Here is a 19,201-nt window from a genome sequence, read left to right on the forward strand (position 1 = left end):
CCGCACCCCGGTCCGCGCCGGGCGCTCAGAACCGGAACATCGCGGCGTTGGCGGTCTCCGCGTCCTGGTACTGGGTGGCGGCGGCGTCCATCGCGCGGCGGATGCCCGCCAGGGACTCCTCCACGCGCTGCTGGGTGGCGCGCCACTCGGTGAGCACGCCCTGGAAGTTCGCGGCCGCCTGGCCGCGCCAGGTGTCCTGCAGCTGGCGCAGGTTGGCCTCCATGGTGCTCACCTCCGCCTGGAGGCGGCCGATGGAGCCCTCCACCGCCCCGCTCTTGGCCCGCAGGTCCTCGACGTCGATCTGCACGATGCTCATGTGACTGTCCCCTCTGGTGAGTCCTGATGGGCGGCGGGTGCCGCCGGGCACCACGCTAGGGACGGGCGTCCCGCTCCGCTGCTGGGTCGTCCTCGCCTGGGGACGGGGCGGCGGTCTGAGGCGCCTGTGCAGGAGCAGACGCCCGACGGCGGCGCTCGGCCGAGGCGCGACGGAACCGCTCCGCCGCCCGCAGCAGGCGGCTGCTCCGGGCGGCGTCCGCGGCGCTGGCGCCGGCGCCCGACGGCGCGGTCAGGGCGAGGGGGCCGGTGGGCGGACCGGCCGCGTCGTCGTCGGTGTCCCGTGCGGGCGGGCACTCGTCCTCGAAGTCCTCGTCCGCCTCGTCCTCGAACGGCGCCCACGGCAGGTGGACGGAGAAGGTGGCACCGCCGCCCTCCGTCTCAAGCAGCCGGACGGAGCCGCCGTGCTGGGCCACGATCGCCGCGACGATGGCCAGGCCGAGCCCCGTGCCGCCCGTCTCGCGGTGCCGGGAGGTGTCCGCGCGGTAGAAGCGCTCGAAGATGCGGGCGCGGTCCTCCTCGGACACGCCCGGCCCGTGGTCACGGATCTCGATCACGGAGCTGCGGCCCGCGCCGTCGGCCCCGGCCTGGCCGCCGAGGTGGTCGACGGTGCCGACCGCGATCTCGATGGGGGTGCCGGCGGGGGTGTAGCGCAGAGCGTTGGCCATGAGGTTCACCACCACCTGGCGCATCCGGTTCTCGTCGCCGAGGATGGGCGCCGGGGCCGCCCGGTCGTCGTCGGGGCCCACGAGGGTGACCCTGCGGTCCGGGGCGTTCACGGACGCGTCCATCATGGAGTCCATCGCGAGGATGAGCAGGTCCACCGGGGCGTGCTCGAGGGGGCGCTGCTCGTCGAGGCGGGCCAGGGTGAGCAGGTCCTCCACGAGGCGGGTCATGCGGGTGGCCTCGGACTCGATGCGCTGCATGGCGGCGGCGACGTCCTCCTCCTCGCGCAGCCCGCCGTGCCGGTACAGCTCGGAGAATCCGCGGATGGTGACCAGGGGGGTGCGCAGCTCGTGGGAGGCGTCCTGCACGAAGCGGCGCATCTTGTCCTCGGAGATCTCCTTGTCCCGGAACGCGGACTCGATGTGCGCGAGCATCGCGTTGAGGGAGCGGGAGAGCCGGCCCACCTCGGTGTCGGGCGCCGCGCTCTCCACGCGCTGGCTCAGGTCGCCGGCGGCGATCTTGGCGGCGGTGCGCTCCACGCGGTTCAGGGTGCGGAACGCGCGCTGGACCGCCAGGTTGGCCACGATCACGGTGCCCGCCGTCGCGAGCAGGCCGATGGTCACGACGATCGAGGTGACGCGTTCGACGGAGGAGGTCACGCTCTGCAGGGGCAGGGCCACGGCCATGGTGCCGTCGCCGCTGCTCAGCCCGTACAGCTGCACGCGCCAGCCGCTCGAGTCCTCCTGTGTGCCGGGCACCTCGAAGGAGGCGGAGCCGCGCTCGCGGGCCTCGGCCGGGGTGATGTCCGGGAGGGCCGGCTCGTCCGCGTCCGGCGTCACCGGGGTCTGGACGACCCGCGCGCCCTCGTTGTCCCACACGACGCCGTAGAAGCGCAGGATGGGCAGCTGCGGCATGTAGTACTCGCCGGTCTGGGCGACGTTGGCCAGGTACATCGAGACGGTGTCCCGGTTGGCGGCCATGTCCTCGTCCAGCTGGCGCACCGCCTCCTGGCGGAACAGCGCCGCGGTCGCCAGGGCGGTGACGGCGACCAGGGCCAGCATGAGCGCCGCGATCATCACGACCAGCTTGGTGCGCAGGGACTGCCCCTGCCACGTGCCCCTCAGCCAGGCGCGCGGATGGCGGACGTGGGCCGCCGCGGCGTCGAGCCGCGCACGCACGTCAGCGCTTGTCCGCGGTGCGGAGCATGTAGCCGACGCCGCGCTTGGTGTGGATCATCTTCTCGCGGCCGCCGACGTCGATCTTGCGGCGCAGGTAGGAGATGTAGGACTCGACGATCGAGGCGTCCCCGTTGAAGTCGTACTCCCACACGTGGTCCAGGATCTGGGCCTTCGAGAGCACCCGGTTCGGGTTCATCATGAGATAGCGCAGCAGCTTGAACTCGGTGGGGGAGAGCTCCACGACCTCGCCGCCGCGGCGGACCTCGTGCGCGTCGTCGTCGAGCTCGAGGTCGTCCACGCGCAGCACCGCCGCGTCGTCGTCGAGGGAGGCGGTGCGGCGCAGCACGGCGCGGATGCGGGCGACCACCTCGTCGAGGGAGAACGGCTTGGTCACGTAGTCGTCGCCGCCGACCGTCAGGCCGGTGATCTTGTCCTCGGTGCCGTCCCGCGCGGTGAGGAACACGACGGGGAAGTGACGGCCGGCGGAGCGCAGGCGGCGGGTCACGGTGAATCCGTCCATGTCCGGGAGCATCACGTCCAGCACGGCCAGGTCCGGCTGGAACTCCTCGGCGGCGTCCAGGGCCTCCCGGCCGTTGGCCGCGGCCGTGACCTCGAAGCCGGCGTAGCGCAGGGATGTGGAGAGCAGCTCGCGGATGTTGGGCTCGTCGTCCACCACCAGGAGGCGTGCTTCGGGGTTCTGATGCTGCATGGGGCCAGTCAACCGCTCTGACCTGGGAACACCCTGAAAGGGCGCTGGATGTCGCGGGGCGTCGTGGGCCCGGCGGTTCAGGGGCGCGAGCGCCGGACGGCGCCCAGCACCACGTGCAGCAGCATCAGGCCGAAGCCGACGGGCAGGCCGAACAGCGCGAGCGCGAACAGCGCCGGGGACGCCGGCCACGCCAGGAAGTACGCGACCAGCAGGGCCACCAGGGCCAGAGCGGACACCGCCGTCACGGCCACGCCCAGCACCAGGACGACGCCGCGACCGCCCCGGTGGTCGGCGGGCGCGGGGGTGGGGAGGGTGGAGGTCCGAGGCATGCCCGCCACTCTAGTCGGGCTATCCTGGGAGGTCATTGACGACCACGTCCTCCGCCGTCCCCTCCGGGCGCACGGCCAGGCTGGTCCCACCGATGCCGCGGCGCACCGCCACGCCGGTGCCGGACCCCGCCGACCCGAGACGAGAGCACGGCCGCCCCTGCGGCGCCGGCCCGACGCGGTGGACCCACATGACGAGGAGCAGGTGACGCACATGCCCACCGGACGCATCAAGTTCTACGACTCGACCAAGGGCTTCGGGTTCGCCCAGACGGACGAGGGCGAGGAGGTCCACGTGCCCGCCTCGGCCCTGCCGGCCGGGGTGACCGAGCTGCGCGGAGGCACCCGCGTGGAGTTCGGCGTGGCCGAGGGCCGCCGCGGCAAGCAGGCGCTCTCGCTGCGCGTGCTCGACGCCGCGCCCTCGGTGGTCCGCAACCACCGACCCGGCGCCACCGAGATGGCCGTCCTCATGGAGGACCTCATCACGTGGCTGGACCAGACATCCAACGGCCTGCGCCGCGGCCGCTACCCCCAGCGCGCCCAGGCGCAGAAGATGGCGCAGGTGCTGCGTCGTGTCGCCGACGACCTGGAGGCCTGAGCCATGACCACCCACGACGACGCCCCGCGTGTCGACCACCGGAGCCCCGACGCCGAGCCCACGCCCGCCGAGGAGAGGACGGCCCTGCCGCCCGCGCGTCGCCGGGCCCCGCGCCGCGACGAGCTGCTCGCCGCCGCCGTGGATGCCGCCCGCGCGGGGCTGGATGGGCTGGCCGCCCCGGACGAGGTGGGGGAGCACGTGGACGTGCTCGTGGACGACGACCGCCTCCTGACGCACCGCTTCGCGTGCCGCATGCCCGGCTACGCGGGCTGGCTCTGGTACGTGACGATCGCCCGGGCCCCGCGTGCCAAGCAGGTCACCGTGTGCGAGACCGGCCTCATGGCGGGGGAGGGCGCGCTCGTGGCACCCCCGTGGGTGCCGTACGCCGAGCGCGTGAACGAGGAGGAGCGCGAGCGGCTGAAGGCCGTGGCCGAGGGCCGCGTGCCCGGCGCCCCGGCGCCCGAGACCGCGCCGGACGACGCCGCCCAGACGGCCCCCGAGCCCGCGGCGGCCGACCGCGGCTGAGCCGGCGCACCCCGGCGGCTCAGGCCAGGCGCTCGACCACGTGGTCGATGCAGCGCAGCAGCGCCGCGACGTCCTCGGGCTCGGTCGCGGCGAAGGTCGCGATCCGCAGCTGGTTCCGGCCGAGCTTGCGGTAGGGCTCCACGTCCACCACGCCGTTCGCGCGCAGGGCCTGGGCGACCGCCGCCGCGTCGACGTCGTCGGAGAAGTCGACGGTGCAGACCACGGCGGAGCGGTCCTCGGACCGGGCCACAAACGGCGTGGCGAACGACGACGCCTCGGCCCACGCGTACACGCGCGAGGAGGAGTCGGCGGTGCGGGCGGTCATCGCGTCCAGCCCGCCCTGACCGTTCATCCAGCGCAGCTGCGCGTCCAGCATGACGAGCGTGGCCAGCGCGGGCGTGTTGTAGGTCTGGTCCTTGAGGGAGTTCTCCACGGCCGTGGCCAGGTCCAGGAACGCCGGGATCCAGCGGCCGGACTCCTTGATCTCCGCGACCCGCGCCAGGGCCCGCGGGGAGAACAGCGCGAGCCACAGACCGCCGTCGGACGCGAAGTTCTTCTGCGGCGCGAAGTAGTACACGTCCGCCTCGGACACGTCCACCGGCAGGCCGCCCGCGGCCGAGGTGGCGTCGACGACGACCAGGGCGTCCTCGTCGATGCCCGCGGGGCGGACGACGGGCGCCATCACGCCGGTGGAGGTCTCGTTGTGCGGCCACGCGTACACGTCGACCCCGGCCACGGCCTCCGGCTCGGGGCGGGTGCCCGGCTCGGAGGTGCGGATGTCCGACGGCGCCAGGAACGGCGCCTGGTCGGTGGCCTTGGCGAACTTCGAGCCGAACTCGCCGAAGCTCAGATGCTGGGCGCGCTCGCGGACCAGGCTGAAGGCGGCCGCGTCCCAGAACGCGGTGGAGCCGCCGACGCCGAGGATCACCTCGTAGCCCTCCGGCGCCGAGAACAGCTCGGCGACGCCCGACCGGACGCTCGCCACCAGGTCCTTGACCGGCTTCTGACGGTGCGACGTGCCGAGCAGCCCGGCTGCGTCCTGGAGCGCGCTCAGCTGCTCGGGGCGGACCTTGGAGGGGCCGGCGCCGAAGCGGCCGTCGGCCGGCAGCAGGTCCTGGGGGATGGTGATCTCGGCGGGGGAGGTCATGCGTGCTCCTGACGCTTCGGGGTCGCGGGTCGCGCCCATTCTCCCGCGCCCGGGACCACCGGCCGTCCACGTGACTCACGCCTCGCTAGGATGTCCGGGACGAAGAGCCCGAGGGAAGAGGACGTGCCATGACGGATCTGATCGACACCACCGAGATGTACCTGCGCACGATCCTCGAGCTCGAGGAGGAGGGCATCCCCCCGCTGCGCGCCCGCATCGTCGAGCGTCTGGAGCACTCCGGCCCCACCGTCTCCCAGACCGTGGCCCGCATGGAGCGGGACGGGCTGGTGCACGTGGGCGCGGACCGTCGGCTGGAGCTGACCGTGGCGGGCCGCGAGCGGGCCGTGTCCGTGCTGCGCAAGCACCGCCTGGCCGAGCGCCTGCTCGCGGACGTGATCGGCCTCGAGTGGGAGCTCGTCCACGAGGAGGCCTGCCGCTGGGAGCACGTGATGAGCGACCAGGTGGAGCGCCGCCTGCTCACGCTCCTGGAGAACCCCACCGAGACCCCCTACGGCACCCCGATCCCGCCCCGGCCCGAGCAGGCCTCCGCCGAGGACTGGAGCCGCGACATGGGCCTGGCGGGCGCCCGGCTCTCCGAGGAGGCCGCCACCGCCGGCCGGTTCCGCGTCCGCGGGCTGGCCGAGGGCGTGCAGACCGACCCCGAGCTGCTGGCCCAGCTGGCCGGCGCCGGCGTGACCCCCGGCCGTGTGGTGCGTGCCGAGGCCGCCCGCGACGCCGGGTACATCCGGGTCGAGGGCGAGGCGGAGGACGGCGCGGCCGCGGACGGCGGGGCCCTCGAGCTGGCCGAGGCCACGGCCGCGCACGTGTGGGTCGAGCGTCTCGACGGCTGAGGCGCGGCGCGCCGTCGTCGTGCGTGACGGGGGCGTGATGGCCCGGTGACGGGCCGGTGAACCTCTTCCGCCGCCGCAGGCGACACGCGGCGCGCCGATGCACCCGCGTCTAGCGTGGGGACACGACGCCCCTGTGTCCCCACGCTTCCGAGGCCCCCGATGCGCACACTCGTCCTCAACGCCGGCTACGAACCCCTCTCGGTCGTCTCCGACCGCCGGGCGCTGCTGCTCGTGGCCACCGGCAAGGCGAGCGTGCTCGAGGACGCCGGTGACCCGATGCGCAGCCCCACCCGCGCGTGGGGCCGGCCCCTCGTGATCCTGCTGCACCAGTACATCCGGGTGCCCCACACGGACGCGGCCCCGGTCTCCCGCAAGGGCGTGCTGCGCCGGGACGGACACCGCTGCGCCTACTGCGGCGCCCACGCCACCACCGTGGACCACGTGCGGCCGCGCTCGCGGGGCGGCGAGAACTCGTGGGAGAACCTCGTGGCCTGCTGCCTGCGCTGCAACGGGGCGAAGGCGGACCGCTCGCTCGAGGCCCTGGGCTGGCGGCTGCGGGTGGAGCCGGTGCGCCCGCGCGGGGCCCAGTGGCGGATCCGCGAGCTGGAGCGGCCCGCCGAAGCGTGGCGGGACTACCTGCGCCTGGCGGCCTGACGCCGGAAGCGGAATCGCGCCCGCCCGTGCCCGGCGGTTCCTAGACTCTCCAACGGTCGAGAGAGCGGAGGGGCCCATGAGCATGGAGTCGGCGGCACGGATGTCCATGATGCGGATGACCCGCGGGCAGTCCGACGCCCAGCAGAGCCTCGCCCGCGGCACGGTGCGCCGGACCATCGCGTTCGCGGGCCGGTACCGCACCCGCCTGATCGTGTTCGTCGCGGCGTCCATCGTGGGCGCGGTGCTCGGCGTGGCCTCGCCCGTGCTGGCCGGCGACGTCGTCAACGCGATCACCGGCGGCGCGGACCGCGGGCTCGTGGTGCGGCTGGCCCTGCTGATCGCCCTCGTGGCCGTGCTCGACGCGGCGCTGTCCGTGTTCACCAAATGGCTCTCCGCCGGGCTGGGGGAACGCGTCATCTACGACCTGCGCACCGCCGTGTTCGACCACGTGCAGCGCATGCCGGTGGCGTTCTTCCAGCGCACCCGCACCGGCGCGCTCGTCTCACGCCTGAACAACGACGTGATCGGGGCGCAGTCGGCGATCTCGCGGACCCTCTCCGGCGTCGTCGCGAACGTGGTGTCCGTGGCGCTGACCCTGGGCGTCATGGTGGCCACCAGCTGGCAGGTCACCGTCCTGTCCCTCGTGATGCTGCCGCTGTTCCTGGTGCCGGCCCGGGCGGTCGGCTCGAAGCTGGCGGACCTGTCCCGCGAACGGGCCGGGCACAACGCGGCCATGGGCGACCAGATGACCGAGCGGTTCTCCGCTCCCGGCGCCACACTCATCAAGCTCTTCGGCCGCCCCGCCGCCGAGTCCGCCGAGTTCGCCCGCCGCGCGGACCGCGTGCGCGCCACCGGCGTGGACATCTCCGTGCGCCAGGCCGTCTTCACCACGCTGCTCACCCTGGTCTCCGCGCTCGCGCTCGCGGCCGTGTACGGCGTGGGCGGGCTCCAGGCGATCGCGGGCACCCTCGACGCCGGTGACGTCGTCACTCTCGCCCTGCTGCTGACCCGCCTCTACGCGCCGCTGACCGCACTGGCGAACGCCCGCGTGGAGATCATGAGCGCGCTCGTGAGCTTCGAGCGCGTGTTCGAGGTCCTGGACCTGGAGCCCCTCATCACGGAGCCCGCGCGGCCCGCAACCCTGCCGGAGGGCCCGCTGTCCGTGCGGCTGCGGGACGTGCGCTTCGCCTACCCCACCGCGGAGCAGGTGTCCCTGGCCTCCCTCGAGGAGGTCGCCGTGCTGGACACGCGCGGCGGCGAGGAGGTGCTGCACGGGATCGACGTGGCCGTGCCCGCCGGGGCCACCGTGGCCCTCGTGGGCTCTTCGGGTGCGGGCAAGTCCACCATAGCCTCGCTCGTCACGCGCCTGCACGACGTCACCTCCGGCGCCGTCGAGATCGGCGGCGTGGACGTGCGGGACCTCGCGTTCGCGGACCTGCAGCGGGCCGTGGGCATGGTGACCCAGGACGGCCACCTCTTCCACGAGACCGTGCGCGCCAACCTGACGCTGGCCCGCCCCGACGCGACGGACGAGCAGCTGTGGGACGCCGTCGAGCGGGCCCGCCTGCGCCCCGTGGTCGAGGCGCTGCCGGACGGGCTGGACACCGTGGTCGGCGAGCGCGGCTACCGCCTCTCCGGCGGCGAGCGGCAGCGCATGACGATCGCGCGGCTGCTGCTGGCGGCTCCGCGCGTCGTGGTGCTGGACGAGGCGACGGCGGCGCTGGACTCCACCAACGAACGCGCCATCCAGGAGGCGCTGGGGGAGGCGCTGGCCGGGCGGACCGCGATCGTGATCGCGCACCGGCTCTCCACCGTGCGCAGCGCGGACGAGATCCTCGTGGTCGAGGCCGGGCGGATCGTGGAGCGCGGCACGCACGCCGCGCTGCTCGCGGCGGGCGGGCGGTATGCGGAGCTCTACACCACGCAGTTCGCCGACGCGGAATGAGGCGGCGACCGGACCGGCCGCCCAGGTGCCCCAGGCCGGAATCGAACCGACGGCCTACCCTTTAGGAGAGGGTCGCTCTATCCAACTGAGCTACTGGGGCGCGGACCGTGCGTCGGTCCGGTGAGCGAGTCTAGCCGAGCCCTTCAGGCCGCCCGCGTGGCGCGACCACGACGGCGCCGCCCGGCCCACAGCATCACGGCCACCGCCAGCGCGAGCAGCGCCAGCAGGACCCAGCGGGTCAGCGTCAGGGCGGCGGCCAGGCCGGTGCCCGGGCCGCCGGCGGCGATCGCCTGCTCGATCGCGATGTTCTCGCAGATGTCCACGACCGCGAACAGCACGCCCAGCCCGAAGACGGCCCACTTGGCGCCGACGGGACGCAGGCGCCATGCGCCGACCGCGGTGACCGTCAGTGCCACGGCGATCGGGAAGATCACGCCGGCCGTCTTGTGCACCCAGTTCAGCTGGCCGCGGGCGTCCTCGTCCATGACCGCGGAGAGCGCGCGGATGTGGTCCTGCCCGTAGAACAGCAGGGAGTCCGGCATCGCCAGGCCGCCGCTGAGCTGGGTCATCTGCTGCAGCACCAGCAGGTGGTAGTAGGCGCCCACGAGCAGGGTGGTCACGATCAGCGCGCTCACCGGGATCGCCGGGCTGCCCTCGCGCTCAGCGGCCGCGGCGAGGTCCGCGCGCGGCGAGACGTCGAGCAGGGTGGCGTGCTCGGGTCCGGCGCGCTCGACCGGGTGGCTGGCGGCGGGCACCCCGGCGTGCGAGCCAGTGCGCGCCTGTTGAGGACGACGGTGCTTCTGGGACTTCTTAGCCACGGCGGACTCCTGGGATGGCGGGATGGAAGGTCAGGGTGCGCAGCGTGATCCGAGGCCCGAGGTGGGTGCCTCGAACAGCCAGCGCAGTGGACGATAGGCGACGGCCAGCAGCAGGGGGACGCAGACGGCCGCCAAACCCGTGAGCGCGTAGAAGTGCCAACGGTGTCCGACAGCCCAGTCTCCCAGGACCAAGGAGATCACCATGATCACGGGCACATGGGCCACGTACATCACCATCGACCGCCGCCCCACGAACTCGAACAGCGGGAACCGGGGGAGCCGCCCGCTCGCCCAGAGGACGACGACGACGGCCCCGAGCGGCCCCAGGAACGCCACGATCGGCCGGGCGGGTGAGATGTAGAGGAACTCGGCGGAGGTCGAGTGGAGCGTGACGGCGGCCAAGGCCCACACGGCGGCGGCCACGACGACGGGCCAGGGCAGCCGGCGGACGGAGTCGAGTCGAGAGCCGAGCGCTGCGCCCAGGAAGAAGAACGCGCCCCAGAACAGGGGGTCCAGCAGCCACTCCGGGCCGTCCTTGCCCAGCGCGAGCGCGCCGGCCAGCATGGCGGGCACCAGCAGCCACGCAGGGACCCAGCGCACCACCGGGCCCACGAGGTAGCAGGCGAGCAGCACCCACAGGAACCAGAGGTGCCACGGGCCGCCGAGCAGATACCGGCCGGGGGTGACCAGGAGCCGCTCCGGCGCCGCCTGCGCGAACGCCGTGATCGCCGCCCACACGAGGAACGGCCAGAGGATCTTCTCCGCCTTCCCCCGGTAGTACGTGGACAGCGGCTTGTGAAGAGAACGGCCCAACAGGAGACCGGAGAGCACGAGCAGCACGGGCATCCGGAAGGTGTGGAACTCCTTCGTGAACATGACGAGGAGCTCCGAGTTCACGTCCACGCCCACACCGATCGGGATGCTGCGCACATGGGCGATGACCACGAGCAAGACCGCCATACCGCGGATCTGGTCGATCCCGTGCTCCCGTCCGGCGGCCCCCGGAACGCGGGAGCCGGAGACAGCGCTCCGGGCTGAGGGTGAGGTGCTGGGCATGGTGGAGGCGGACACACAGTGAGGGTAGACGACGGCGCGGCGCCCGCGGGTCCGCGACGTCGTCGGGCTCGCGCTCCGTCCCCCGGCCCCGCCCTGTGCTGTCCGGTGCCCCGCCTAGACTCGGGGCACCATGGCTGACCTCTTCTCCGCGCTCGGACGCACGCCCCTGAACCTCGACCGGACCCGCCGCCCCGCGGACCCGGAGACCGCCCTGCCCGGGCTCGTGCCCCCGGCCGTCACGCGCGCGGCCGCGGACCCCGAGGCCTGGGGCGAGGACGCCCGCCCGGCCGCTCCGGCGCACACTCCCGAGTCGCTCGTGGCGGGGCTCAACCCGCAGCAGGCCGCCGCGGTGACCCACACGGGGGCGCCGCTGCTGATCGTGGCGGGCGCCGGCTCGGGCAAGACCCGGGTGCTGACCCACCGCATCGCGTGGCTGCTCGCCACCGGCCGGGCGCGGCCGCACGAGATCCTCGCCATCACCTTCACGAACAAGGCCGCCGCGGAGATGCGCGAGCGCGTGGCCGGGCTGATCGGTCCCACCGCCCAGCGGATGTGGATCTCCACGTTCCATTCCTCCGCCGTGCGGCTGCTGCGCAACGAGGCCGCCAACATCGGGCTGAAGTCCACGTTCACCATCTACGACTCGGCGGACAGCCTGCGCCTGGTCACCACCGTCGCCAAGCAGCACGAGCTGGACCCGAAGCGCTTCGCGCCCAAGGCCCTGCTGAACCGCATCAGCTCCCTGAAGAACGAGCTCGTGGAGGCGGACGACTACGCCGCCACCGTGGCCGAGGGGGACCCGTGGGGCCGCGCCGTCGCCGCCGTCTACTGGGACTACACGGCCCGCCTGCGCCAGGCCAACGCCCTGGACTTCGACGACCTGATCGGCATGACGGTCCACATGTTCGAGGCGTTCCCGCGCGTGCTGGACAACTACCGCCGCCGGTTCCGCCACGTCCTCGTGGACGAGTACCAGGACACCAACCACGCCCAGTACCGCCTGATCCGGCTCCTCGCCGGCCCGGCGGGCGACCCCGAGGGCGTGGAGACCCCCGGCGGCGAGCTGACCGTCGTCGGCGACTCGGACCAGTCCATCTACGCGTTCCGCGGCGCGGACATCCGCAACATCGTCGAGTTCGAGCAGGACTTCACGGACGCCGTCACCATCAAGCTCGAGCAGAACTACCGCTCCACGCAGACCATCCTGGACGCCGCCAACGCGGTGATCGAGCGCAACCCGGACCGCCGTCCCAAGCGCCTGTGGACGGCCGAGGGGGAGGGCCCCGCGATCGTCGGCTACGCCGCGGAGAACGAGTCCGCCGAGGCGGAGTGGATCGCCACCACCATCGACCGGCTGCAGGACGAGGACGGGATCCGCCCGGCCGACGTCGCCGTGTTCTACCGGACCAACGCGCAGTCCCGTGCACTCGAGGAGCGGCTGGTGACGCGCGGCATCCCGTACCGGGTCATCGGCGGCACGCGCTTCTACGACCGCAAGGAGATCAAGGACGCGCTCGCCTACCTGCGGGTGATCGTCAACCCCGACGACGACGTCAACGTGCGCCGCATCCTCAACGAGCCCAAGCGGGGCATCGGGGACCGGGCCGAGGGCGCCATCGCCGCCTGGGCCGAGCACAACCGCTCCACGTTCTCCGCGGCCCTGCGCGACGCCGAGAACGCCCCCGGCATGGCCGCGCGCTCGCTCAAGGCCGTCCGCGGCTTCGTGCAGATGATGGACGACCTCGGCCAGGTCGCCGAGTCCGCCGGCCCGGCCACCGTCCTGGAGGCCGTCCTCGAGCAGTCCGGGATGCTGGCCGCCCTCCGCGAGTCCGAGGACCTGCAGGACGAGTCCCGCGCGGACAACCTCGGCGAGCTCGTCGCCGTCGTCCGCTCCTTCGAGACGACGCACCCGGACGGCACCCTGTCCGACTTCCTCGAGCAGGTGGCGCTCGTGGCGGACGCAGACCAGCTGCCCACGGCCCCGGACGTGGAGGGCGAGGCGCTCGCCGAGCAGCAGGGCCAGGTCACGCTCATGACGTTGCACACCGCCAAGGGCCTCGAGTTCCCCGTGGTGTTCCTGACGGGCATGGAGCACGGGGTGTTCCCGCACGCCCGCTCGATGACGGACGAGAAGGAGCTCGCGGAGGAGCGCCGTCTGGCCTACGTGGGCCTGACGCGCGCCCGCCGTCGCCTGTTCCTGACACGCGCCGAGGCACGCTCGCTGTGGGGCCAGCACCAGTTCAACCCGCCCAGCCAGTTCCTCGGGGAGATCCCGGAGGCGCTCATCGACTGGGAGCGGGAGGGCACCTCGCGCTCGGCCGGGTCGTTGAGCCTGACCGGCGCCGGCACCTCGCGCTACGCGGGGCGGTTCGGCGGCGGGCGACCGGCCTGGCGGTCCCGGGACGACGACGGCGCGCGGCCCCAGCGCCTCACCCGCGGGGACGAGCCGGCGGACCTCACGGTGCCCTCCGCCGTGGTGCGCGGGAAGGCGCCGAGCCGGGTGCAGCCGCAGAAGGAGATCGTGGCGCTCAGCCCGGGCGACCGCGTCTCCCACGCGACCTTCGGCGAGGGGCGTGTGGACGCCGTCGCGGGCGCGGGGGACAAGACCGTCGCGACCGTCACCTTCGACGCCACCGGGGCGCAGAAGCGGCTGCTGCTGCGCTACGCCCCGCTGACGAAGGTCGAGGGCTGACGGGACCGGCCCGCCGACTCCCCGGTCTCTCCGGGGTGTGGACTAGAGTGAGCCGTGGAACGCCGCCGTCCGCCGCCCTGCTGTGCCCCCGTGCCCGGCCCGGCCACGGAGGGGGCGTCGACGTCGGCCGCGCCCGCGGGCGAGGCCGGCAGACCCTGTCTTCGACCAAGAAGGACACACCACCGTGGACCTGTATGAGTACCAGGCGCGCGATCTGTTCGAGGCGCACGGCGTCCCCGTGCTGGCCGGCATCGTTGCGCAGACCCCGGACGAGGCCAAGGCGGCCGCGGAGAAGATCGGCGGCGTCACCGTCGTCAAGGCGCAGGTGAAGGTCGGCGGCCGCGGCAAGGCCGGCGGCGTGAAGGTCGCCAAGACGGCCGACGAGGCCTACGAGCACGCCAAGGCCATCCTGGGGATGGACATCAAGGGCCACACCGTGCACCGGGTCATGATCGCCCAGGGCGCCGACATCGCCGAGGAGTACTACTTCTCCGTGCTGCTGGACCGCGCCAACCGCACCTACCTGGCCATGTGCTCGGTCGAGGGCGGCATGGAGATCGAGCAGCTGGCCGAGGAGCGCCCCGAGGCCCTCGCCAAGGTGCCCGTCTCCGCGCTGACCGGCATCGACGCCGAGACCGCCCAGAAGATCGTCGCCGAGGCGGGCTTCCCCGAGGAGCTGCGCGCCGACGTCGCCGAGGTCATCCAGAAGCTCTGGGAGGTCTTCGAGAAGGAGGACGCCACCCTCGTCGAGGTGAACCCGCTGGTGAAGACCGGCGACGGCAAGATCCTCGCCCTGGACGGCAAGGTCTCCCTCGACGACAACGCGCAGTTCCGCCACGAGGACCACGCCGCCCTCGTCGACGAGCGCACCGAGGACCCGCTGGAGGCCAAGGCCAAGGCCAACGGCCTCAACTACGTGAAGCTGGACGGCCAGGTCGGCGTGATCGGCAACGGCGCCGGCCTCGTGATGTCCACCCTCGACGTCGTCGCGTACGCCGGCGAGCAGCACGGCGGCGTGAAGCCGGCCAACTTCCTGGACATCGGCGGCGGCGCCAACGCCGAGGTCATGGCCAACGGCCTCGACGTCATCCTGGGCGACGAGCAGGTCAAGTCTGTGTTCGTGAACGTCTTCGGCGGCATCACCGCGTGCGACGCCGTCGCGAACGGCATCGTCAAGGCCCTCGAGATCCTGGGTGACACCGCCACCAAGCCGCTGGTCGTGCGCCTGGACGGCAATGCCGTGGAGGAGGGCCGCCGCATCCTGCAGGAGGCGAACCACCCGCTCGTCACCCTGGCCGCCACCATGGACGAGGGCGCCGACAAGGCCGCCGAGCTCGCCCACTCCGCGAACTGACCGTTCGGAAAGACTGAGGAAACAGCTATGTCGATCTACCTGAACAAGGACTCCAAGGTCATCGTCCAGGGCATCACCGGCGGTGAGGGCACCAAGCACACCCGCCTCATGCTCAAGGCCGGCACGAACATCGTGGGCGGCGTGAATGCCCGCAAGGCCGGCACCACCGTGTCCCACGAGGACAAGGACGGCAACGCCGTCGAGCTGCCCGTCTTCGGCACCGTCAAGGAGGCCATGGAGAAGACCGGTGCGGACGTGTCCGTGGCCTTCGTGCCGCCGGCCTTCGCCAAGGACGCCGCCATCGAGGCCATCGAGGCCGAGATCCCGCTGCTCGTGGTCATCACCGAGGGCATCCCGGTGCAGGACACCGCCAAGTTCTTCGCCCTGTCCCAGTCGAAGACCGGCGAGGACGGCAAGCCGAAGACCCGCATCATCGGCCCGAACTGCCCCGGCGTCATCACCCCGGGCGAGGCCCTGGCGGGCATCACCCCGGCCACCATCACCGGCACCGGCCCCATCGGCCTCGTGTCCAAGTCCGGCACGCTGACCTACCAGATGATGTACGAGCTGCGTGACTTCGGCTTCTCCACGGCCATCGGCATCGGCGGCGACCCGATCATCGGCACCACCCACATCGACGCCCTCGAGGCGTTCGAGGCCGACCCGGACACCCAGGCCATCGTGATGATCGGCGAGATCGGCGGCGACGCCGAGGAGCGTGCGGCCGAGTTCATCAAGGCCAACGTCACCAAGCCGGTCGTCGGCTACGTGGCCGGCTTCACCGCCCCGGAGGGCAAGACCATGGGCCACGCCGGCGCCATCGTCTCCGGCTCCGCCGGCACCGCGCAGGCCAAGAAGGAGGCCCTCGAGGCCGCGGGCGTGAAGGTCGGCAAGACGCCGTCCGAGACCGCTCAGCTCATGCGGGAGATCCTGCAGGCCCAGGCCTGATCCCGCGGTGCGGGGCGCCGATGCCGGCGCTCCGCACCGGCAGGCGGATGCACCGCGGCCCCTGTCCCTCGTCGTGAGGGGCAGGGGCCGTGTGCTGTGCGGGGCGGAGCAGGCGGTGGGCGCCCGTCAGCCCACGTTCGCGCCGAAGAGCAGGCCGAGCACGTACGTCACGGCAGCGGCGCCGAAGCCGATCGCGAGCTGGCGCAGGCCCCGAGCCAGCGGTGAGGAGCCGGACAGCAGCCCGACCACACCGCCGGTGAAGAGCAGGGCCACGCCCACCATCGCCGCCGCCAGGCCCAGGGCCCACAGCCCGGACATGCCGAAGATGTACGGCAGGATCGGGATGAGTGCGCCGGAGGCGAAGAACGCGAAGCTGGACAGGGAGGCGCTCCACGCCGAGCCGATCTCCGCGAAGGAGTCCGAGTGGTCCACCGGCCCCTGGGAGCCGTCGGGACGGGCGGAGAACTGCGGGTTGCAGTCGCACGTGAGATAGCCGAGGCGCTCGAGCGCGCGGTGCTCGGCGTCCTCGGGCGTCATGCCGCGGGCCAGGTAGACGAGCTTGAGCTCGTTGTGGTCCAGGTCCAGGTGCTGGGCCGCCTCGAGGGTGATCTGGGTGGGGGAGGAGGCCTCGAGCAGCTCCCGCTGGGACCGCACCGAGACGTACTCGCCGGCCGCCATGGACAGCGCGCCCGCCAGCAGGCCGGCCACGCCGGTGAACAGCACCACGGACGGCGCCACGCCCGTCGCGCCGATGCCCATCACGAGCGCCAGGTTGGAGACCAGCCCGTCGTTCATGCCGAAGACGGCGGCGCGGAAGTTGCCGGCCAGCTGCTCGCGACCCCGGGCGGCGAGGCCGCGCACGACCTCCTCGTGGATGGCCTCGTCCGCCACCATGCCCTCGGGGGCGTCCTGGTCCTCCGCGTAGGGAGTGTCCGACTCGGCGCGCTGGGCCAGGGCTAGCACGAACACGGAGCCGAAGATCCGCGCGAGCCAGCGCAGCAGGATGCGGTGCAGGGAGGGGCGCGGCGGGTTCTCGGCGTGCTCGCCCAGGAGGGCCCGCCAGTGCTGTTCGTGGCGGCGCTCGGCCTCGGCGAGGCCGAGCAGGATGTCGCGCTCCACGCCGTCCTTGCGAGCGGCGATGTCGCGGTAGATCTGGCCCTCGGCGATCTCGTCGGCGAGGTAGCGGCGCCAGCGTCGGACCTGTTCGCGGGTCGGCTCGGGACGTGCCGCGGGCGTGGCGGTGTGGGCGGGGCTCATGGGGCTCCATCGGATGGGCGGGCGGGGACGGGCGGCGCCGTCGCGGCCGGGCGCGCCCGACCGGCCAGTCTACGCCGTCGCTACCATGGCCGCATGGACGCAGCAGAGACCCCCGACGGCCCCGAGACCGCCGCCCACGACGGCGGCCGGCCGGCCTGGCAGCACCGCCTCCTGGCGGGCGGGGAGGAGCCGGACCCCCGGTTCACGCTCGCCAACGAGCGCACGTTCCTGGCCTGGGTCCGGACGGCGCTGGCGCTGCTGGCCGGCGGGGTCGCGGTGGAGGCGTTCACCGGCGCCCTCTTCGCGCCGCCGGTCCGGGTGGTGCTGAGCACGGTGCTGCTCGTCCTGGCGGCGCTGCTCGCCCTGGGCGCGGGCGCGCGCTGGCTCCGGGTGGAGCGGGCGATGCGCCGCGGCCGTCCGCTGCCGCTGCCGCTGATCGTCCCGGTCCTCGCGGGGGGCGTCGTGCTGGCCGTCGTGGTGCTGCTGGCCGCCGTCGTCCTTCCGCGGGGCTGAGACGATGCGCCTGCATCACGACCCGGGGCTGCAGCCCGAGCGCACCGTGATGAGCTGGGGCCGCACGGCCCTGGCGCTGGGCGTCCTCAGCCTCACGTTCCTGAGGTGGTGGCCGGCCGTCGGCGCGTGGGCGTTCGGGCCTGCGGTGGTGGCGGCCGTCGGCGGGGCGGCGGTGCTGGCCACGCAGCGCCGGCGCTACGTGGCGCACGCGGACGGAATCGCGCGGGAGCAGGCCCGGCCGGCCCTGGCGTCGGTGGCCTGCATGGTCGCGCTGGTGGTGGGCTTGGCGGCCCTCGGGATCACCGCCACGCTGCTGCACGCGGCATGATCCGCGGACGACGACGGCGCCCCTCACCTGCGCGGGGCGGGTGAGGGGCGCCGTCGTGCATCCGGAGGCGGACCGCTCAGCGGGCGATCATGCCGTGGGGGTCGATGACGAACTTCTCCAGGGAGCCCTGGTCGAACTCCGCATAGGCCTGCGGTGCCTCGTCCAGGCTGATCACGCGCGGGTTGACCATCTCCGTCAGGTACGGCATCCGATCCCACAGGATCGACATCATCAGCTGGCGGTTGTAGCGCATGACGGGCGCCTGGCCGCCGATGATGTGGGGCGACTTGATCCAGGCCTTGCCGAAGTCCACCGGGAAGGTGCCCTCCTGCTCGGCCTTCGTCTCCGCGATCGGGTCCGGCCCGTAGATGCCGATGATGCCCGTGGCGCCGCCCGGACGGGTGATGTCCAGGACCTGGTTCACGGCGGCGATCGGCTGCATCTCATCGGACGCGGAGCCCAGGCCGTGGGCCTCGGAGCCGACGCAGTCCACCGCGCAGTCCACCATCGGCTCGCCGAGGATGTCGCTCACGGCGTCCTGCAGGTTCTCCGTGGTGGAGAGGTCGATGGTCTCGCAGCCGTGCTTGCGCACCAGCTCCAGCCGCGAGGCGTCCTGGTCGCCCACGATGATGCACGAGGCGCCCAGCAGCCGAGCGGCGGCCGCGGCGCACCGGCCCACGGGGCCGGCACCGGCGATGTAGACGGTGGAGCCGGGCTTGGCGCCGGCTGCCATGAGACCGTGGAACGCCGTGGGGAGGATGTCCGAGAGCACGGCAAGATCCAGGATCTTCTCCATCGCCTGCTCCTGGTCCGGGAAGCGCAGCAGCTGGAAGTCGGCGTACGGCACGAACAGGTACTCGGCCTGCCCGCCCTGGAAGCCGCCCAGATTGAAGCCGTAGGCGGCGCACGCCTGCTCCGGGTTGGCGGTCTCACAGATCTCGGTCCGGCCAGCGCGGCAGTTGCGGCAGCGGCCGCAGGCCACGTTGAACGGCACGGAGACGAGGTCGCCCTCCTGCAGGAACTGGACGTCGCTGCCGACCTCCAGCACCTGGCCGGTCATCTCGTGACCCAGCACCATGCCCTCGGGTGCGGGGAAGGACCCGCGGTAGATGTGCAGGTCGCTGCCGCAGATGTTGGTGGCGACGATCTTGAGGATGACGCCGTGCGGGGCGGCGGAGCCGTCGGGCATCTCCAGCTTGGGGAAGTCCAGTTCGTCGACGCGCACGTCCTTGATGCCGTGGAAAGCCACGGCGCGGTTCTTGGTGGTCATGGGAACTGCTGCCTTTCTGTCTCTATCGAGGCC

The 19,201-nt window shown here is 73.0% G+C and carries 19 protein-coding genes and 1 tRNA gene; 10 read left to right on the plus strand and 10 right to left on the minus strand.

All coding sequences use genetic code 11. The features are described 5' to 3' along the window. Nucleotides 1-25: 25 nt before the first annotated feature. From O3T09_RS05190 to O3T09_RS05205, 4 genes are all read right to left on the minus strand, one after another. Nucleotides 26-316, minus strand: a complete 291-nt coding sequence (locus tag O3T09_RS05190; protein ID WP_010079419.1) for a WXG100 family type VII secretion target — start codon at nucleotides 314-316, stop codon at nucleotides 26-28. 55 nt (nucleotides 317-371) lie between these two features. Beyond that, complete coding sequence (locus O3T09_RS05195; RefSeq protein WP_136940007.1) at nucleotides 372-2,177, minus strand: sensor histidine kinase; 1,806 nt, start codon at nucleotides 2,175-2,177, stop codon at nucleotides 372-374. A 1-nt stretch (nucleotide 2,178) separates the two neighbouring features. Continuing rightward, a complete protein-coding gene (locus O3T09_RS05200) occupies nucleotides 2,179-2,886 on the minus strand; it encodes a response regulator transcription factor (RefSeq protein WP_020628353.1) in 708 nt (235 codons plus the stop codon). Between the two features lie 77 nt (nucleotides 2,887-2,963). After that, nucleotides 2,964-3,215, minus strand: coding sequence for a hypothetical protein (locus O3T09_RS05205; protein ID WP_020628352.1), 252 nt, complete (start codon nucleotides 3,213-3,215; stop codon nucleotides 2,964-2,966). Nucleotides 3,216-3,426: 211 nt separating this feature from the next. Here O3T09_RS05205 and O3T09_RS05210 point away from each other — a divergent pair, with 211 nt between their 5' ends. Both O3T09_RS05210 and O3T09_RS05215 read left to right on the plus strand, forming a co-directional pair. Continuing rightward, nucleotides 3,427-3,810: a cold-shock protein gene (locus O3T09_RS05210; RefSeq protein ID WP_020628350.1), complete on the plus strand. Its 384-nt coding sequence runs from the start codon at nucleotides 3,427-3,429 to the stop codon at nucleotides 3,808-3,810. Between the two features lie 3 nt (nucleotides 3,811-3,813). After that, nucleotides 3,814-4,335 (plus strand): DUF3027 domain-containing protein, encoded by a 522-nt coding sequence (locus tag O3T09_RS05215; protein WP_020628349.1) that lies wholly within the window; start codon nucleotides 3,814-3,816, stop codon nucleotides 4,333-4,335. A gap of 19 nt (nucleotides 4,336-4,354) precedes the next feature. Here the strand turns inward: O3T09_RS05215 and serC are convergent, their stop codons facing one another. Then, the gene (serC, locus tag O3T09_RS05220) at nucleotides 4,355-5,482 is read right to left on the minus strand and encodes a phosphoserine transaminase (protein ID WP_020628348.1); all 1,128 of its coding nucleotides are present in this window, start codon (nucleotides 5,480-5,482) and stop codon (nucleotides 4,355-4,357) included. A 128-nt stretch (nucleotides 5,483-5,610) separates the two neighbouring features. Between serC and O3T09_RS05225 the strand changes: the two genes are divergently transcribed. The 3 genes from O3T09_RS05225 to O3T09_RS05235 all read left to right on the plus strand — a co-directional run bounded on the left by O3T09_RS05225 (nucleotide 5,611) and on the right by O3T09_RS05235 (nucleotide 8,932). Continuing rightward, nucleotides 5,611-6,333 carry a metal-dependent transcriptional regulator gene (locus tag O3T09_RS05225; protein ID WP_020628347.1) on the plus strand — a complete coding sequence of 241 codons (723 nt, stop codon included), beginning with the start codon at nucleotides 5,611-5,613 and terminating at the stop codon, nucleotides 6,331-6,333. Between the two features lie 159 nt (nucleotides 6,334-6,492). Then, nucleotides 6,493-6,987, plus strand: a complete 495-nt coding sequence (locus O3T09_RS05230; RefSeq protein WP_020628346.1) for an HNH endonuclease — start codon at nucleotides 6,493-6,495, stop codon at nucleotides 6,985-6,987. 76 nt (nucleotides 6,988-7,063) lie between these two features. Beyond that, nucleotides 7,064-8,932 (plus strand): ABC transporter ATP-binding protein, encoded by a 1,869-nt coding sequence (locus O3T09_RS05235; RefSeq protein WP_199489688.1) that lies wholly within the window; start codon nucleotides 7,064-7,066, stop codon nucleotides 8,930-8,932. Between the two features lie 26 nt (nucleotides 8,933-8,958). Here O3T09_RS05235 and O3T09_RS05240 read toward each other — a convergent pair. The 3 genes from O3T09_RS05240 to O3T09_RS05250 form a co-directional block, all read right to left on the minus strand. Next, nucleotides 8,959-9,032: transfer RNA gene (locus O3T09_RS05240), tRNA-Arg, on the minus strand. Between the two features lie 43 nt (nucleotides 9,033-9,075). Further along, entirely contained in the window at nucleotides 9,076-9,750 is a 675-nt protein-coding gene (locus O3T09_RS05245) for a hypothetical protein (protein WP_269295416.1), read from the minus strand. Between the two features lie 30 nt (nucleotides 9,751-9,780). Beyond that, nucleotides 9,781-10,821 (minus strand): acyltransferase family protein, encoded by a 1,041-nt coding sequence (locus tag O3T09_RS05250; RefSeq protein WP_083908104.1) that lies wholly within the window; start codon nucleotides 10,819-10,821, stop codon nucleotides 9,781-9,783. 115 nt (nucleotides 10,822-10,936) lie between these two features. Here O3T09_RS05250 and pcrA point away from each other — a divergent pair, with 115 nt between their 5' ends. The 3 genes from pcrA (at nucleotide 10,937) to sucD (ending at nucleotide 15,800) form a co-directional block, all read left to right on the plus strand. Beyond that, on the plus strand, nucleotides 10,937-13,498 hold the full coding sequence (gene pcrA / locus O3T09_RS05255) for a DNA helicase PcrA (protein WP_020628342.1): 2,562 nt from the start codon (nucleotides 10,937-10,939) through the stop codon (nucleotides 13,496-13,498). Nucleotides 13,499-13,682: 184 nt separating this feature from the next. After that, nucleotides 13,683-14,852, plus strand: a complete 1,170-nt coding sequence (sucC, locus tag O3T09_RS05260; RefSeq protein WP_060973824.1) for an ADP-forming succinate--CoA ligase subunit beta — start codon at nucleotides 13,683-13,685, stop codon at nucleotides 14,850-14,852. 27 nt (nucleotides 14,853-14,879) lie between these two features. Next, the gene (sucD, locus tag O3T09_RS05265; RefSeq protein ID WP_020626414.1) at nucleotides 14,880-15,800 is read left to right on the plus strand and encodes a succinate--CoA ligase subunit alpha; all 921 of its coding nucleotides are present in this window, start codon (nucleotides 14,880-14,882) and stop codon (nucleotides 15,798-15,800) included. A gap of 126 nt (nucleotides 15,801-15,926) precedes the next feature. Here sucD and O3T09_RS05270 read toward each other — a convergent pair whose 3' ends face one another. Further along, on the minus strand, nucleotides 15,927-17,057 hold the full coding sequence (locus O3T09_RS05270) for a VIT1/CCC1 transporter family protein (protein WP_095353376.1): 1,131 nt from the start codon (nucleotides 17,055-17,057) through the stop codon (nucleotides 15,927-15,929). Between the two features lie 93 nt (nucleotides 17,058-17,150). On the opposite strand from O3T09_RS05270, the gene O3T09_RS05275 reads away from it, so the two are divergent. Together O3T09_RS05275 and O3T09_RS05280 are read left to right on the plus strand one after the other, a co-directional pair. Then, nucleotides 17,151-17,570, plus strand: coding sequence for a YidH family protein (locus O3T09_RS05275; RefSeq protein ID WP_041103054.1), 420 nt, complete (start codon nucleotides 17,151-17,153; stop codon nucleotides 17,568-17,570). Nucleotides 17,571-17,574: 4 nt separating this feature from the next. Then, nucleotides 17,575-17,898 carry a DUF202 domain-containing protein gene (locus O3T09_RS05280; RefSeq protein ID WP_078025800.1) on the plus strand — a complete coding sequence of 108 codons (324 nt, stop codon included), beginning with the start codon at nucleotides 17,575-17,577 and terminating at the stop codon, nucleotides 17,896-17,898. A gap of 76 nt (nucleotides 17,899-17,974) precedes the next feature. On the opposite strand, the gene O3T09_RS05285 is transcribed toward O3T09_RS05280, so the two are convergent. Continuing rightward, nucleotides 17,975-19,168 carry an alcohol dehydrogenase catalytic domain-containing protein gene (locus O3T09_RS05285; protein WP_269295417.1) on the minus strand — a complete coding sequence of 398 codons (1,194 nt, stop codon included), beginning with the start codon at nucleotides 19,166-19,168 and terminating at the stop codon, nucleotides 17,975-17,977. Nucleotides 19,169-19,201: the final 33 nt, after the last annotated feature.

Source organism: Micrococcus sp. H39-S4 (assembly GCF_027158145.1).
Lineage (GTDB): Bacteria > Actinomycetota > Actinomycetes > Actinomycetales > Micrococcaceae > Micrococcus > Micrococcus luteus.

Bases quoted from the DNA above. Each gene is read 5' to 3' on its own strand.
- O3T09_RS05210 (WP_020628350.1), top strand. From the start codon at position 3,427: ATGCCCACCGGACGCATCAAGTTCTACGACTCGACCAAGGGCTTCGGG.
- O3T09_RS05285 (WP_269295417.1), bottom strand. From the start codon at position 19,168: ATGACCACCAAGAACCGCGCCGTGGCTTTCCACGGCATCAAGGACGTG.
- pcrA (WP_020628342.1), top strand. From the start codon at position 10,937: ATGGCTGACCTCTTCTCCGCGCTCGGACGCACGCCCCTGAACCTCGAC.
- O3T09_RS05275 (WP_041103054.1), top strand. From the start codon at position 17,151: ATGGACGCAGCAGAGACCCCCGACGGCCCCGAGACCGCCGCCCACGAC.
- sucD (WP_020626414.1), top strand. From the start codon at position 14,880: ATGTCGATCTACCTGAACAAGGACTCCAAGGTCATCGTCCAGGGCATC.
- O3T09_RS05230 (WP_020628346.1), top strand. From the start codon at position 6,493: ATGCGCACACTCGTCCTCAACGCCGGCTACGAACCCCTCTCGGTCGTC.
- O3T09_RS05225 (WP_020628347.1), top strand. From the start codon at position 5,611: ATGACGGATCTGATCGACACCACCGAGATGTACCTGCGCACGATCCTC.
- O3T09_RS05235 (WP_199489688.1), top strand. From the start codon at position 7,064: ATGAGCATGGAGTCGGCGGCACGGATGTCCATGATGCGGATGACCCGC.
- O3T09_RS05215 (WP_020628349.1), top strand. From the start codon at position 3,814: ATGACCACCCACGACGACGCCCCGCGTGTCGACCACCGGAGCCCCGAC.
- O3T09_RS05280 (WP_078025800.1), top strand. From the start codon at position 17,575: ATGCGCCTGCATCACGACCCGGGGCTGCAGCCCGAGCGCACCGTGATG.
- O3T09_RS05190 (WP_010079419.1), bottom strand. From the start codon at position 316: ATGAGCATCGTGCAGATCGACGTCGAGGACCTGCGGGCCAAGAGCGGG.
- O3T09_RS05200 (WP_020628353.1), bottom strand. From the start codon at position 2,886: ATGCAGCATCAGAACCCCGAAGCACGCCTCCTGGTGGTGGACGACGAG.
- O3T09_RS05270 (WP_095353376.1), bottom strand. From the start codon at position 17,057: ATGAGCCCCGCCCACACCGCCACGCCCGCGGCACGTCCCGAGCCGACC.
- serC (WP_020628348.1), bottom strand. From the start codon at position 5,482: ATGACCTCCCCCGCCGAGATCACCATCCCCCAGGACCTGCTGCCGGCC.
- O3T09_RS05205 (WP_020628352.1), bottom strand. From the start codon at position 3,215: ATGCCTCGGACCTCCACCCTCCCCACCCCCGCGCCCGCCGACCACCGG.